Origin of the sequence: Fortiea sp. LEGE XX443 (assembly GCF_015206815.1) — a bacterium.
In the GTDB taxonomy this organism is placed as follows: Bacteria; Cyanobacteriota; Cyanobacteriia; order Cyanobacteriales; family Nostocaceae; genus Nostoc_B.
The window spans coordinates 21074-36364 of the sequence record NZ_JADEXZ010000062.1; the positions used below are offsets into that span (position 1 = coordinate 21074).

A 15291-nucleotide genomic window follows, 5' to 3' on the forward strand; every position below is an offset into this window, starting at 1 on the left:
TCTTGGTTTTTCCGACACGATCAAGTAAAAACCTGTTAACTGAACTGTATTGATTTATAATTTGTAATTAAGTCATATTTAGTCGTGTCAATCTACTATTACTCAGCACTTTGCACTGAGTTGTGAGTTATTCGCTGAAGTAGTTCCATCACTCGCTGTTCAAATTCTTGGGTTGTGACACGTCCTTTAGTAAGAAATTCTGTGTATCCTAATTTGAGCCGCTGGCGTTCAGACTCATCTAAATCTTGGGCAGAGTAAACCACTACAGGCATGGTACATAAATGATTGTGTTGTTTCAACCAATCAATTACCATAAAGCCATCACTTTCTGGCAGAATCAGGTCAAGAATTAATAAGTCAGGATTAAGTTCTTGACTGAGGTGGATGGCTTCTCGTCCGGTTCGTGCCAAGCAGGTTTCAATGTCATGGCGCTCAAATAAAGTAATTAGTAATTGTGCTAAGTCGTTGTCATCTTCCACAATCAAAATGCGGGCGCGTTTGCAGGGTGTTGCTATGACTTGTTTGAGTGATTGTAATAGATAGCTTTCTTGAACTGGTTTACTTACCCAATCAGCAAAATCTGTAATTGGTTTGTTACTAGTATCTGATTGATAAACACTACAAATCACGATGGGAATTTGTTTAGTATCGGCACGTTCTTTTAATACTGCCATTGTTTGCCAACCATTCATTCCTGGCATGAGTAAATCGAGTAAAATTACATCTGGTTGTTGCGTGGATGCGGTGGCGATCGCTTCTTCTCCAGTAGCAACTATTACCACTCGATATCCCCCTTGTTGCAGTAGTGTTTGCAGTTCAGTGCAGATGGCTGGATCGTCATCGCAAACTAAAACTAGTGGGGAGTGAGGAGTGAGGAGTGGGGAGTGGGGAGTGGGAAGTGGGGAGTCAGCAATTGGAGTAGCTTTTTGGATGGGGAGTGTCAAGTAAAAAGTACTACCTTCACCTAGAGTACTTTCCGCCCAAATGCGGCCACCATGTTGTTGAACAATGCTTTGACAAATTGCTAAACCCAAACCTGTACCATCGTGGTTACGCGAATCAGAAGAATCAACTTGTTGAAAACGCTCAAAGATACTTTCAAGTTTATCTTCTGGGATACCACGTCCTGTATCTTTGACTATCAGTAAAACTTCATTTTGTTGTTGCTGAATCTCTAAGCATACTGTCTGTCCTGCTGAAGAAAACTTAATCGCATTACTCACTAGGTTAGTTAAAGTTTGTATAATTCGGTCAGGGTCAGCCCATAATCTTACAGATAAGCTGGAAATTGCTAATGTCACACCTTGTTTATGTGCCAAAGGTTGGATGACATTTACTGCTGACTGAATTAAATCTGCAAGATTGCAGACTTCCCGTGCCATTTTTACCTTGCCTGATTCAATGCGCTCAATGTCTAAAATATCATTAATCAAACGGACTAAGCGCTCAGTGCTATCTGTGGCAATTTGCAAGAGCCGTTTTCCCTGGTCTGAATCTGCCCGTAACAGCCCACTAGTGAGCATTCCCAAGGAGCCATGAATGGAAGTTAGGGGAGTACGGAGTTCATGACTGACAACAGATACAAACTCATCTTTCATCCGCTCAATTTGTTTGCGGTCTGTAACATCACGCAAAATGACTGTATAGTAAACTTCTTCTCCCATATTTAATTTGGAAATGGAAGCCTCAGCCGGAAATTCACTACCATCTTGGCGCTGACCAAATAATTCCCGTCGTTCTCCCATCCGCCGCGCCAAACTTGGAGATTTGCCAAAGTCAGATACGTGCTGACGATGAGCTTGGGTAAATCGTAGTGGTAAAAGTAGATCCAATTTCTGCCCAATTACTTCTTGAGCCGAATAACCAAAAATTTTCTCGGCTCCTTGGTTAAACAAGGTAATATTTTGGCTGCTGTCGATAGAAATAATGGCATCATCAGCGATATCTAAAATTCGGGCAAACTTCACTTGAGAAACGCGCAGTTCTTCTTCTATGCGTTGGCGTTCATCTAGTTCTGATTTTAATTTGCGGTTGACGGTGATTAATTCGGCGGTGCGTTCAGCAACGCGCAATTCTAATTCATTATTAGCTGTTTGTAAGGCAGCTTCTATATGTTTGCGATGAGAAATGTTACGCGCAACAACCACAGCCGCAGGTTTTTGCTGATATTCACAAGGCGCAGCCACAACTTCAAGATGGATGACTTCTCCATTCAGTCGCACAAAATCTTCTTCGACTAAAGGAACTGGCTGTTTGACTTCTTTTAGATATTGAATTCGCTCTTGTACTAATGCTTGAAAGTTAGGATGTACTAAATCAATTACTGGTTTGCCTAATAGTTCTTCGGGTTTGGTTGCGCCAAAAAGTGCGATCGCGGCACTATTTAAAAAGAGAAATTTTCCTTCGCTTTGAATAAATATGGCTTCGGGACAGAGTTCGACTAGTTGGGTGTAGCTGGCTTGGGCAAGCTGGCGATCGCGTTGATTGCGTAATGCGACAATACCATAAGTTAAATCTTCTGCCAGTTTTTTTAATAGCTGCACTTCATGATGATCAAAGGCATTTGGTTCAGCAGCATAGATATTTAACGCCCCAAATGCTTGCTCACCCGTCTTTAAAGGTAAAGCAATAGAGGCTGCATAGCCCCGTTCTTGCGCCTGACAGCGCCAAATCTCATATTTGGGGTCAATTAGAATATTCTGGATAATGGAGGTCTTACCTGTGCGAATGGCTGTACCCGTTGGCCCTTGACCACGCACAGTATCCGACCAAGTAAGTTGGAGCGTTTGTAAATAGCCATCATCATAACCGGCTTGGGCAACTGGACGAATATTTTTCTCGGCATCATCTTCGGCAAAGCCTACCCACGCCAGCCGATAGCCACCAACATCGACAATGATTTGGCAAATTTGATCTAGTAAATCTTGTTCGTCTTGAGTGCGGACAATAACTTGATTGCAATTACTTAATGTTTGGAGTGTGCGATTAATGCGCCGAATTTCTGTTTCTGCTTGTTTGTAATTGGTGATATCACGGGTAATTGCCAATTGGACAAACTTACCATCAGCTGTGTTATGCAGAGGTACAGCATGAGTTTCCATCCAGCGACGATTACCTTGGCAGGTAATAATCTCAAATTGCAGAGTTTCTTTATTGCCTTGACAGACACTTTCATTGAGTTGCCGAAATGTTTGTTGATATTCTGGAGCAATCAAGGAATAAACTGATTCCCCAATCACATTAGCTTTGCTATTAGCTTCGATGATTGCCAGTCCTGCCGGATTCATTTCTAATAGTGTGCCATCGCCTGCAACTACTTTGACGCATTCTGGTTCACCTTCAAAGATGGTACGCCAATCAGCCGAAAAGGTCGAAACTTCATCATGGGGAAGGTTTTTTAACTCAGCACTCTTCGACTGATGAGTTTGAGCCATGTGCTTGAGCAATTTCATCCGCTCTAGACGATTCACAATCCGAGTCACCAGTTCTGGCCCAACAATCGGTTTGTTAACAAAATCATCAGCCCCGACGCTATACACTTGATTTACAATGTCAGCATCGCTATGCACAGTCAGAAATAAAATCGGTAACTCACTCCAATTCGGGTCATTTCTGACAACTTGGCAAAGCTCAATGCCGCTGCTATGGGGCATTTCTACATCTAGAATCAATAAATCTGGCTTGACAGTTTCCAGAGTTTCCCAAAAACGACGCGGATCATCTAACGAGATTACCTGCAATCCCCAAGGACTGAGTAAAGTTTGTAACAAAGCTAAAATTTGCGGATCATCGTCCACTGCCAGGATTTTAGCTTCGCCTTGGGGTGATTGTTGCAATAATTGCGCGATCGCATCTGCTATCTGTGCTGTAGCTAAGGGCTTTTGCAAAAAAGTGTGTCCACCTTGACGAGCCAGTTGTAAGCGATTACCTAAATCTGTTTGCTCGGTAAAAACTAGAACTGGTACAGGCGGCTTGCGTTGCGCCAGTTCTGCTAAAAAACTCAAACTATCTTCTTGATGATCAGAAAAACTGGGGTCAAGCAGCACTGCACTAGGATGCTCTCGGTATAGTAAAGTTCTGGCTTCTTGTAGATTTGTCGCAATGGTAACTTTAAATTCTGTTTGTGCTAGTTGTTCACCTACGGTATGGTCACGATCAACTACCAAAACTAAAGGTAGGTTATTGTTACTTGATGCTGAACCTACTTCTTTACCCTGAATTTGAATTTCCTGGCGCAATGATTTAACCCAAGTTTGCAGCTTGGCTGTTTCTTCTGGTATCAACGGTTGACTTGCTTTTAGCAATTGCTCAATTTTACGTGCCAGTTTTGATCCTGTAGGAAAGCCAAAAGTCCCTAATGATCCGGCTAAAGTATGAGCTTCTTTGAGTGCTTGGGTTAGCAATTCTGAATTTAGCGCCTGTTCGGTTAAAGCTGCTTGTTCTAGCACCTTCACCTGCTCATCTACTCGTCCTTGAAATCTTTGCCAAACTCCATCTATGGCTGTGAGTGTTTGCGGCTGAGGTGATTGTTCTTCTTGAGATTTGTGGTTTTTAGATTTGGAATTGGCAGATTTCTCACTAACCGACACTTTTGCAATTACTTTCTCTTCTTCCTGCTGTCTCAAACGATAGCCAATACCATAGACGGTTTCTATTAAATCACTGGGCGCTCCTACAGCTTTTAATCTCTGTCGTAGTCCTTTGATATGGGTACGCACCGCTTCTTCACCAGGAGTATCTTCGTAAGACCAAAGATGTTCTAAAATCATGCCACAGCTAAATACGCGGCGGCTGTTGCGTAAAAATAATTCCAAAAGAGCATATTCTTTTGGTGTTAATGATAGTAAATCGCCTCTGTATGTAACTTCACAACTACTAGGATCAAGGCGTAAATTTCCCCACTCCAAAACTGGTTGTGATGTTGTTGCACTACGACGCAATAAAGCCCGAACACGGGCTACTAATTCCTCTCTTTCAAATGGTTTAACTACATAATCGTCTGCACCTGCATCTAAGCCGATCGCCTTTTCATGGCTGCTATCACGACCTGTTAATAACAGAATTGGCATTTGCAAGCCACTAGAGCGAATTTGCCGACAAAGACTTATGCCATCTAGCTTCGGCAACATTACATCTAATAAGATTAGATCATAATTGTAAGTTTGAATTAAGTCCCAAGCAGTCTCACCATCACTTGCTACCTCAACTGCATAATTTTGGTTATTGAGTACCTCAGTAAGTATATAGGCATTTAATTCATCATCTTCGACAACTAAAAGTTTCATATATAAATATTTCCTATTTTTATTGATTACAATGAGTTGAAAAATCTTCTATGAAAAACATAAAATTATTTAAAATTTTCGCTTGCAAGCATATTGAATTACATATTTATTTTAACAATATTTTACAAATATCAATATCTAGAAATACTTGTCAACAGTAGAAAGTCATAAACTTAAAAAAAATCAATAAAAGTTTCTTTTCCATTGAGTATTTAGAAAATAGTTATTACCATCCTCACAAGTTCCTCAAATTGTTGCCATATAAAAAATATAGATGTAATTCGCAAGTAGTCGAGTAAAAGAATTTTAGCGATATTTACCCAAAAAAGATGCAGAATAAATAATTTTTGCCAATTTTGCATCTAAAGACTAAAACTTTAATCACTCATAACTTATTAGCAATCAAAGCCAGAGGTCTATATGCTAAAAAAGATTTTAGTTGCATTGGATCGCTCGGAAATGGGACAACAGGTTTTTGAGCAAGCATTGGCTTTAGCAAAAGTAATGTCAGCCCAATTACTACTACTGCATGTTCTATCTCCAGAAGAAGAAGGTAGTCCTTATATCCCAATGTTATCTAACATAGACTACTATCCAGGTTTGAGCGGTCAAAGCTTAGATTTATACCAAAAGCAGTGGGATAAATTCAAAGATGAAGGAGTGCGGATATTGCAGTCCTTCTGCGCTCAAGCAAACACAGCAAATGTCCCCGCAGAATTTAACCAAATTTTGGGAAATCCAGGAAAAAGCATTTGTAAGTTGGCTGCTCAATGGGATGCAGACTTAATCATGATGGGACACCGGGGGCGCTCTGGTTTAACAGAATTTTTCTTGGGTAGTGTGAGTAACTACGTTCTTCACCACGCTAACTGTTCAGTTTATATTGTGCATTCTCCCACAAGTCAAAAAAATACTGAAAAAGTAGTAACTACAGCTAGTAGCAATGCCAGCATCGCTAACTAAAATCACGAATCTCGATCAGCCACAATGACAACTGCTTCTCTTGAATCTTCTCATCCCAGTGCTGACAAACGCTTGAAGATGCTAGACGCAACAATGAAGCGTCACCAGTATCAACAAGATGCTTTAATTGAAATTCTCCATAAAGCCCAAGAACTTTACGGTTACTTAGAAAACGATTTATTACTTTACATTGCTCATGAATTAAAATTGCCTCCCAGTAGAGTTTATGGAGTCGCCACCTTTTACCATTTATTTTCTTTAGCACCCCAAGGCGTTCACAGCTGTATTGTATGTACGGGTACGGCTTGTTATGTCAAAGGCGCTCAAGCAATTTTGGCAAATGTAGAAAAAGTAGCCTACATCCGTGCGGGTGAAACTACCGCCAATCATCAACTATCCCTACTAACAGCGAGATGTTTAGGTGCTTGTGGAATTGCGCCGGCTGTGGTGTTTGATGGCACAGTTTTAGGTAATCAAACCCCAGAATCAGTTTGCAATCATGTGCAAGGATGGTTACAACATGGAACTGACTGAATTAGTGGCGATCGCTCAACAAGAAAGCTCCCAAGCTAAACCAGTCCAGATTCGCTGTTGTATGGCAGCTGGTTGTTTATCGGGTAACTCTCAAGCAGTCCAACAAGAACTAGATGCGGGTGTCAAAGCAGAAGATTTAGAGAAAGACGTACAGGTTTGCGGTGTTGGCTGTATGCGCTTATGTTGTCGTGGGCCTTTAGTGCAAGTTGATACACCAGCTGGAAGCAAACTTTATGAGAAAGTTACCCCTGGGGATGCACTAGCAATTATTGAAGCGTTGGATGGCGGAAAAACTTCCGTTTCACAGGTTGATTTATCTCAGCCATTTTTTACTTCTCAGAAGCCGATTGTTCTCGAAAATAGCGGCAAAATTGACCCAGAACGGATTCAATCTTATATTGCAGCAGAAGGTTATCGATCGCTTTACCATGTGTTACGAGAGATGACACCAACAGAGGTAGTAGAAACGATTACTCGCAGTGGCTTACGGGGACGAGGAGGCGCAGGTTATCCCACAGGAATTAAATGGGCGACTGTAGCCAAAGCCAAAAGCGGCCGCAAATTTGTTATTTGTAACGCCGATGAGGGCGATCCAGGCGCATTTATGGATCGGAGTGTGTTAGAAAGTGATCCTCATCGAGTTTTAGAAGGAATGGCGATCGCAGCTTATGCTGTCGGAGCCAGCCAAGGTTATATTTATGTGCGTGCAGAATATCCCATCGCTATTCATCGTCTCCAAACTGCCATTCATCAAGCTCAACGCCTCGGTTTGTTAGGTAGTCAAATCTTTGAGTCTCCCTTCGACTTCAAAATAGATATTCGCATTGGTGCAGGAGCTTACGTTTGTGGTGAAGAAACCGCCTTAATGGCTTCCATTGAAGGTAAACGCGGCCTTCCTCATTCCCGTCCACCATACCCCGCTGAATCTGGTTTGTGGGGTCATCCAACCTTAATTAACAACGTCGAAACCTTTGCTAACATCTCGCCAATTATTCGTAAAGGCGCTGACTGGTTTGCGAGTATTGGTACTGCTAAAAGCAAAGGTACAAAAGTATTTGCCTTGGCTGGCAAAATCCGCAACACAGGTTTAATCGAAGTACCAATGGGGACTTCCTTACGGCAAATTGTGGAAGAAATGGGTGGCGGTATTCCTGATGGTGGTACGGCTAAAGCAGTACAAACAGGTGGCCCTTCTGGAGGATGTATTCCTGCTTCTGCTTTTGATACACCAGTTGATTATGAATCCTTAACTAACCTCGGTTCCATGATGGGTTCTGGCGGCATGATTGTTATGGATCAAACTACCAACATGGTGGATGTTGCCCGATTTTTTATGGAATTTTGCATGGATGAATCCTGCGGTAAGTGCATTCCTTGTCGAGTAGGAACTGTGCAGCTACATGGATTATTAACCAAGATTCGAGAAGGTAAAGCAACACATGCTGATTTGTCATTGCTAGAAGAACTGTGCGACATGGTGAAACACACCAGTTTGTGTGGTTTGGGACAGTCTGCACCAAATCCAGTATTTAGTACGTTGCGCTATTTCCGGGAGGAGTATTTGGAGTTGATTGCACAAAAAGACTGATGGCAAGGGAGCAGGGGGAAAGACAGTTGTTTTCAAGCAGATAAATTGGATGGTTTATTCTCTGTAAGTCCCCTATCGCCTAATACAGTTCAGTTTACAGATTTCTTTCTAGTTAATCGTGTTGGAAAAACCAAGAATTGGGGGATTCTCCCCCATACCCCCGATTGGGGGCATTCTGCCGCCCCCAAACCCCCTACAGACGGATGGTTGTGTTTGGGCTGAAGTTTCAATTTTTTCTTAAGGAACCGTATTGACCGATCACTGTTATGACAGTCAAAACTTTAACAATTAACGACCAACTCATTAGCGCCAGTGAAGAAGAAACGGTGTTACAAGCAGCACAAGCGGCAGGAATTCATATTCCGACATTGTGCCACTTAGAAGGAGTGGGAGATGTGGGTGCTTGTCGGCTGTGTTTAGTTGAGATTGCTGGGAGTAACAAATTACAACCTGCTTGCGTAACAAAAGTTAACGAAGGAATGGAAGTTACCACCAAAAGCGATCGCTTGCAAACATACCGTCGGACAATTGTCGAAATGCTATTTGCTGAAGGCAATCATGTTTGTTCGGTTTGTGTGGCAAACGGCAATTGCGAATTACAAGACTTAGCAATTGAAATGGGCATGGATCATGTACGTTTAGAATATCAGTTCCCCAATCGCAAAGTAGATGTTTCCCACGATCGCTTCGGTATTGACCATAACCGATGCGTGCTTTGTACTCGTTGCGTCCGTGTCTGCGACGAAATCGAAGGCGTTCACACTTGGGATATGGCGGGTAGGGGTACAAACTCTCACGTCATTACTGATTTGAATCAACCTTGGGGAACATCCCAAACTTGTACTTCCTGCGGTAAATGCGTAAATGCTTGTCCCACAGGTGCAATTTTCTACCAAAAATCCAGCGTTGGGGAAATGAAACGCGATCGCGCCAAACTCGATTTCTTAGTTACCGCAAGGGAAAAACAGCAATGGAATTTTTAGCCGTAAACTCTGAACCTACGCCAAGAGGTAAATATGAAACCACGTCGCATCCGACAAATATTTTGGTGGTTGCTATTGGTAAGTATTTTGACAATATCTATATTCCTGGCTTTAGGAAGTCCCACATCACAAATGGTAATCGCTGCTGTAACACATTTAGAAGCAGCACCCGGCGAAATACTTTATCGCTCGCAAACAAAATTAGATGATCAATCAGGACATGTTTGGCAAGCTGTCCTGTTTAAACAAGTTTATCCTGGCGAAGGCATGAGTTTAAATCTGCGGCTCGTGGGTTTTCCTAACTCTGCCGAATTAATTCATCCCCAACCATTAAAAATCACCACTGCTTCCGGCAAAGTTTTCACTGCTGCTGATGTTTTTTTAGATGAAGCACCAGCACCAACAATTGGTCAGTACGACTTTAAAGATGTCTTACCCCAATTACCAACAGAACCCTTACAACTAGGTATACCTTTACCTGGTCAAAATTTTATCAATATCTCAGTCCCTGAATCTGTTGTGCGTGAATGGCATGAACTTCTAAGTTCTAAATCTTAAACCCGAAAATATAACTCAAACTCTGCACCCCTCTGCATTTTAGTCAGCGTACCTTTGTCTTGAAAAGTTGAGCCACTGCGTTGGACGGTTTTCCCGGCTTGTAGCAAGTGGCGTTTCTACTGAGGGAAACCTCCTTAAAACTTTTCGCTGCGTTTAAAAAAACTATGAATCGCTTGCGATTAGCAACAGTATGGTTAGGTGGCTGTTCTGGCTGTCACATGTCCTTTCTCGACTTAGATGAATGGCTGATAGATTTAGCTGAACAGGTAGATTTTGTTTACAGTCCCTTCGCTGATATTAAAGAATATCCCAACAATGTAGATGTAGTCTTAGTTGAAGGTGCGATCGCTAATGAAGAACATCTCACTACAATCCGAACTGTTCGAGAACGTTCCAAAATCTTAATTTCCTTTGGTGATTGTGCTGTTACTGGCAATGTCACCGCTTTACGTAATCCTTTAGGTAGCGCTGAACCAGTCCTTCAGCGGTGTTACATCGAATTAGTCGATGTTCATCCTCAAATACCCCAAGAACCAGGCATTGTACCCAAATTATTAGATAAAGTTACCCCTGTACATTATGTAGTCCCCGTTGATATTTATTTACCTGGTTGTCCACCTTCAGCAACTCGGATTCGTGCTGCATTAGAGCCTCTTTTGCAGGGCAAACAACCGCAACTCGAAGGGCGCGACTTGATCAAATTTGGCTAAATTGAAGAAGTATGGAGTGTCAGTAGTGGCGTGTCTAGCCTTAAATGTGGCAATAAATCTTTTCTTCTATCTCTGTGTTCTCTGCGCCTCTGCGGTTTATTAATGCACTATTTTAGCCTAGACACGCCACTACAACTCAGCACGCTGCTCAACGCCCCGCTATCGCTCTAAGCGCAGCCATGCCCGCAGGACTTTACAGCACTTTTAACAAATGACCAATGACAAAAAAATAATTATTGATCCTGTCACCCGCATTGAAGGACATGCCAAGATTAGTATTTTTTTAGATGATGCTGGTCAGGTGAGTGATGCTCACTTTCATGTCACAGAATTTCGCGGATTTGAAAAGTTTTGTGAGGGTCGTCCGCTATGGGAAATGCCAGGAATTACCGCACGAGTTTGTGGTATTTGTCCGGTGAGTCACTTGTTGGCTTCTGCTAAAGCTGGCGATCGCATTCTAGCTGTCAGCATACCACCAACAGCTGTTAAACTCCGACGGTTGATGAATTTAGGGCAAATTCTCCAATCCCATGCGTTGAGTTTCTTTCATCTCAGCGCCCCCGATTTATTACTAGGAATGGATAGTAACCCCCAAACACGCAATGTCTTTGGTTTAATTGCCGCAGAACCAGAATTTGCTCGTGGTGGAATTCGCTTGCGCCAGTTTGGGCAAGAAATTATTGAATTACTGGGAGGGCAAAAGATTCATCCAGCTTGGGCTGTTCCCGGTGGTGTGCGAGAACCACTAACACAAGAAAAACGCAGCCACATCCAAAACCGCATTCCGGAAGCACGCACCACAATCTTGGATGCTTTGGCTAAATTTAAAAACTTGCTTAATAAGTATGCCAGAGAAGCTCAAACCTTTGGTAATTTCCCCAGTTTGTTTATGGGGTTAGTCACTGTTAATGGTTTGTGGGAAACTTACGACGGGCATATCCGCTTTGTAGATAGTGCAGGTAATATCATCGCGGATAAACTCGATCCCACATGCTATCAAGAATTTATTGGGGAAGCAGTTCAACCAGATTCTTACTTAAAATCTCCCTACTATCGACCCTTGGGCTATCCTGACCAACAAAACCATTGCCGTTTAGATAGTGGCATGTATCGGGTAGGGCCACTGGCACGGTTAAATATTTGTAATCGGATTGGTACACCTTTAGCTGACCAAGAATTACAAGAATTCCGCGATCGCGGTCAAGGTACAGTTAATTCATCTTTCTTCTATCACTATGCCCGCTTAATTGAAATTTTGGCATGTATTGAGCAAATTGAAATCTTACTCGATGACCCAGACATCCTATCAAAGCGACTACGGGCAGAAGCAGGGATTAACCAACTAGAAGGAGTTGGTGTTAGCGAAGCACCACGCGGCACTTTATTTCATCACTATCATGTCGATGAAAATGGCTTACTACAAAAACTCAATTTAATTATTGCCACTGGTCAAAATAACCTAGCAATGAATCGTACAGTTGCTCAAATTGCGCGACATTTCATTCAAGGAACAGAAATTCCTGAAGGAATGCTCAACCGTGTAGAAGCAGGAATCCGCGCTTTCGACCCGTGTTTAAGTTGTTCAACTCATGCCGCAGGACAAATGCCTCTGCAAATTCAATTAATCGCAGCCGATGGCAATATTATTCATCAAGTTTGGCGGCATTAAATTGTTCTAACAATGTCTCCACACTAGCATTGTGATCTAAAAAAGAAAACAAATAATTAAAAATTATTAATTTGTATCAAGATTTTCGTGAATTGGTAGGAAATATCAAATTATTGCCATTCTTGAAATTCATCGCTTCTGTTGCGAAGTAAGCTATTAATTTGTGTGCGGTGAGTTTCAAAGTTAGCAGCAATATAAATCAGTAAAATGCCAACTAACAAACCAACAAACCATTTTAAAAATGGGTAGCGTAAGCTGAAAATCACTAACTGATAAATACCGGTAATCAAGAAAGTAGCCGTACCAACATAGAGAAAAGCTCGAATTCGCAAAGCTAATCCTGCAAAAATAGCGATGAGGCTGAAAATTCCTGGAATGAAGACTGTATTTTGATGAAATAAAACTGCCCATCCACAAATTACACCGCTACCAACAAGCCGTAAAATGTGCCTAGGTGCTTTATATTCAGGCAATCTTAATTGTGGATCGACTTGGGCGATGTATAACAGTGACAATCCAGTTGCTGTGACTTGCCACAAAGCATCTGTAATATTTAATTGGTACAACCAGTTAAACAATGCCCAATCAATCAAGACAATACTAATATATGTCACTCGAATATTCTGACTCACTTTGGCTAAGATGATGTAAAAACCAGCCGCGATGAGTAAAGTAATTGGGTAAACTTGCAGTCTGGTTTCCCACAAAATTATTAGTGGCAGAATGTATGCAGCAAGTTGCCAAGGTTTTTTTGACCAACCCCAATTTTCCCAGGGTAAGCTGTATAGAAAATATGCTATCAAACAAGCGATCGCAGCATTCCAAGGTAAGAGAGTCCCAGCTAACAAATCTCCGACTGCGGTTTCTCGCCAATAAACTCGCATCCCGGCTGCTTGCAATAAGCCCAGGTAAACCCACATTTCTTGTATGGTGATTCTACCAAAAACACCCGGTAATTCGGGAAGGGGAGAATTAGCACTACGTCGCCCTTGGAAGATAGCATACATCACTAATAATCCTCCTGTACCCAATCCCACAAGGCGGTTATTTTGAATTGGCAAGGTAATGGCAGCCATTAATAGTACACTACTCCAAGCCCAGTGCAGATGGGCGATGCCTTTGATTTCCGCGAGACTGAGGCGTAAGTATTGGCTCAACCAAGGCGATAATCTGCTGTAAACTAGCATGATGCTTGTACCTAAAGCTGACATGGCAATCAAACCATCTCCAAATCCGCCGCCTGTAGCTTGGGACATTTGATAGAACAATAGTTCATAGGCAGAAATTGATACGCCAATAATGCCGAAGTAAAGTAAAGGTTTGAAGTCTGGGTGTCGTCTACCTACACCAATGACAATTAAGGCTACACCCAAGGTAAACAAACCTGTCCACTCGGTGAAAGTATTTAAACGTAGTAAAACACTAAATGCGCCATAGATTAATGGCAAAATATGCAAACTGCTAGGAAGTCTTTCTGGATGGTATCGCCGTCGCCACCATTCGCCTAAAAGTTGGGTGAATAAACCTAAAGCAATATTAGCGATCGCCACCCTAATTATAGAACGTTCCCCAAAACCCAAGACTTCGGCAATAAATAATTCCACACACCAAGCAATGCCGTAAAATGCCCAATTTGTTGGTTCCCGCCAGCTACGATAAGTAATGGCTGCTAAAGTAACCGCACTGGCCACCAAATACCACAATCCTGGGGCGACGACAGCATCATAAACTAAGTATGAGTGTATGGTCAGGGTTGATAATACCGCACAACATAAAGCGATCGCCCATTTATCACTAGCTTCTGCATAGATACCTGCTAATTCATGGTTGCGTTGTTGAAATACTTTCCGCATTAACCATAAACTAAAAGTGGCGATCGCACCAACTACTAACCAACCTGCAATAGTTAGGTTGGGTAATCCTGGTATACCTTCCCACAGCAGCGCCGCCAACAAACTCAATCCTAAACCGATAGTGAATCCCGCAGTTGGTTGATTTCTTAAATAGCGTGTGTTGGTGTACATCACAGATGCACCCACAGCCAAGCCGATTAATCTGGTTCCTGGTAGGGATATAGTTAGAAACTGAGCCATTGCTACAGCCAAGATACTCAAGAAACTTCTGGTAGTGCGTCGTTGTGTAGCGGTGCGATTGGCTAAAAATGTCAGAGATAAAGGTGTAATTAGCCAAATTACTCCCCAATGTTCTTGGTTAGCAGTCACACCATAAGAAGATATGAGATTTACCCACAATAGAAAAAAACTGAGGATAGATAGTCCTAAGCCAATATGCCATGCACTACGCCTCCATATACCACTACCAAGACTAAATCCCCATTCTGCTACCATCACAACTAATACAACACTTGCCCAGAGGTGATTAGGTAAATTTGGTAATAGCAAATTAATGACTGAGAAAAGTGACAGTATACCGATGAAGTGAGTCAGATATATTAAAGGCGTGGAAGATGGCGAACGGCGTTTGGTGACAACAACCAAGGTAATGGTAGAAAAAACTAGATTCAGCGATCGCAAGGTAGGATTAATTGTGGCGATAGTGGTTAAACTAGTGCCAAATAATAGTGCTAATGCTTCGCCAAAATTCGCCAAATCTCGTTTTTCGGCGTGACGCAAGCGATCGCACAGCCATACTATAAATATTAAATAAGGAAATAATGCCACACTCAGCAACGCCCAAGGTTCATTTTGCGCTTGAGTGAGATTAGTTGCAATTGCGATCGACCATTTTTGCATTCCTGGTGGGACTAATCGCCAACCCAACCAAATCGACTGTAAGCCGATAGCGAAAAGCGCTGCTAAATCAGCATGAAGGCTATATCTCTGTAAACGCTGATTCACATACCACAAAGCTAAACCACTCACAACAAAAGCTTGTTCAGGATAATCTATTACCGAAACAGCCCAACCGAAGAATAATAAGATACCTCCCAATAATTCCCAAATGGGGTTTAGTGCTGGGTGGGAGGCTGGGGGCTGAGGGC

At 42.2% G+C, this 15291-nt stretch carries 9 protein-coding genes; 7 read left to right on the top strand and 2 right to left on the bottom strand.

Annotated features, from left to right (window positions below):
• Positions 1-98: 98 nt before the first annotated feature.
• Positions 99-5285, bottom strand: coding sequence for a response regulator (locus tag IQ259_RS20120; RefSeq protein WP_193887774.1), 5187 nt, complete (start codon positions 5283-5285; stop codon positions 99-101).
• 420 nt (positions 5286-5705) lie between these two features.
• Between IQ259_RS20120 and IQ259_RS20125 the strand changes: the two genes are divergently transcribed.
• The 7 genes from IQ259_RS20125 (at position 5706) to IQ259_RS20155 (ending at position 12290) form a co-directional block, all read left to right on the top strand.
• Complete coding sequence (locus tag IQ259_RS20125; RefSeq protein WP_193887775.1) at positions 5706-6248, top strand: universal stress protein; 543 nt, start codon at positions 5706-5708, stop codon at positions 6246-6248.
• Between the two features lie 24 nt (positions 6249-6272).
• On the top strand, positions 6273-6782 hold the full coding sequence (gene hoxE / locus IQ259_RS20130) for a bidirectional hydrogenase complex protein HoxE (protein ID WP_193887776.1): 510 nt from the start codon (positions 6273-6275) through the stop codon (positions 6780-6782).
• The gene (locus IQ259_RS20135) at positions 6769-8370 is read left to right on the top strand and encodes a NuoF family protein (RefSeq protein WP_193887777.1); all 1602 of its coding nucleotides are present in this window, start codon (positions 6769-6771) and stop codon (positions 8368-8370) included. The genes hoxE and IQ259_RS20135 overlap by 14 nt, the downstream gene beginning before the upstream one ends.
• A 266-nt stretch (positions 8371-8636) precedes the next feature.
• Positions 8637-9353: a bidirectional hydrogenase complex protein HoxU gene (hoxU, locus tag IQ259_RS20140; RefSeq protein WP_193887778.1), complete on the top strand. Its 717-nt coding sequence runs from the start codon at positions 8637-8639 to the stop codon at positions 9351-9353.
• 33 nt (positions 9354-9386) lie between these two features.
• The gene (locus IQ259_RS20145) at positions 9387-9911 is read left to right on the top strand and encodes a DUF3122 domain-containing protein (RefSeq protein ID WP_193887779.1); all 525 of its coding nucleotides are present in this window, start codon (positions 9387-9389) and stop codon (positions 9909-9911) included.
• A 164-nt stretch (positions 9912-10075) separates the two neighbouring features.
• The gene (locus IQ259_RS20150) at positions 10076-10621 is read left to right on the top strand and encodes an oxidoreductase (protein ID WP_193887780.1); all 546 of its coding nucleotides are present in this window, start codon (positions 10076-10078) and stop codon (positions 10619-10621) included.
• 211 nt (positions 10622-10832) lie between these two features.
• A complete protein-coding gene (locus IQ259_RS20155; protein ID WP_193887781.1) occupies positions 10833-12290 on the top strand; it encodes a Ni/Fe hydrogenase subunit alpha in 1458 nt (485 codons plus the stop codon).
• 110 nt (positions 12291-12400) lie between these two features.
• Here the strand turns inward: IQ259_RS20155 and IQ259_RS20160 are convergent.
• On the bottom strand, positions 12401-15291 hold a 2891-nt coding region (locus IQ259_RS20160), incomplete at its 5' end, for a DUF2157 domain-containing protein (protein WP_193887782.1).

Bases quoted from the DNA above. Each gene is read 5' to 3' on its own strand.
- IQ259_RS20120 (WP_193887774.1), bottom strand. From the start codon at position 5,285: ATGAAACTTTTAGTTGTCGAAGATGATGAATTAAATGCCTATATACTT.
- IQ259_RS20125 (WP_193887775.1), top strand. From the start codon at position 5,706: ATGCTAAAAAAGATTTTAGTTGCATTGGATCGCTCGGAAATGGGACAA.
- hoxE (WP_193887776.1), top strand. From the start codon at position 6,273: ATGACAACTGCTTCTCTTGAATCTTCTCATCCCAGTGCTGACAAACGC.
- IQ259_RS20135 (WP_193887777.1), top strand. From the start codon at position 6,769: ATGGAACTGACTGAATTAGTGGCGATCGCTCAACAAGAAAGCTCCCAA.
- hoxU (WP_193887778.1), top strand. From the start codon at position 8,637: ATGACAGTCAAAACTTTAACAATTAACGACCAACTCATTAGCGCCAGT.
- IQ259_RS20145 (WP_193887779.1), top strand. From the start codon at position 9,387: ATGAAACCACGTCGCATCCGACAAATATTTTGGTGGTTGCTATTGGTA.
- IQ259_RS20150 (WP_193887780.1), top strand. From the start codon at position 10,076: ATGAATCGCTTGCGATTAGCAACAGTATGGTTAGGTGGCTGTTCTGGC.
- IQ259_RS20155 (WP_193887781.1), top strand. From the start codon at position 10,833: ATGACCAATGACAAAAAAATAATTATTGATCCTGTCACCCGCATTGAA.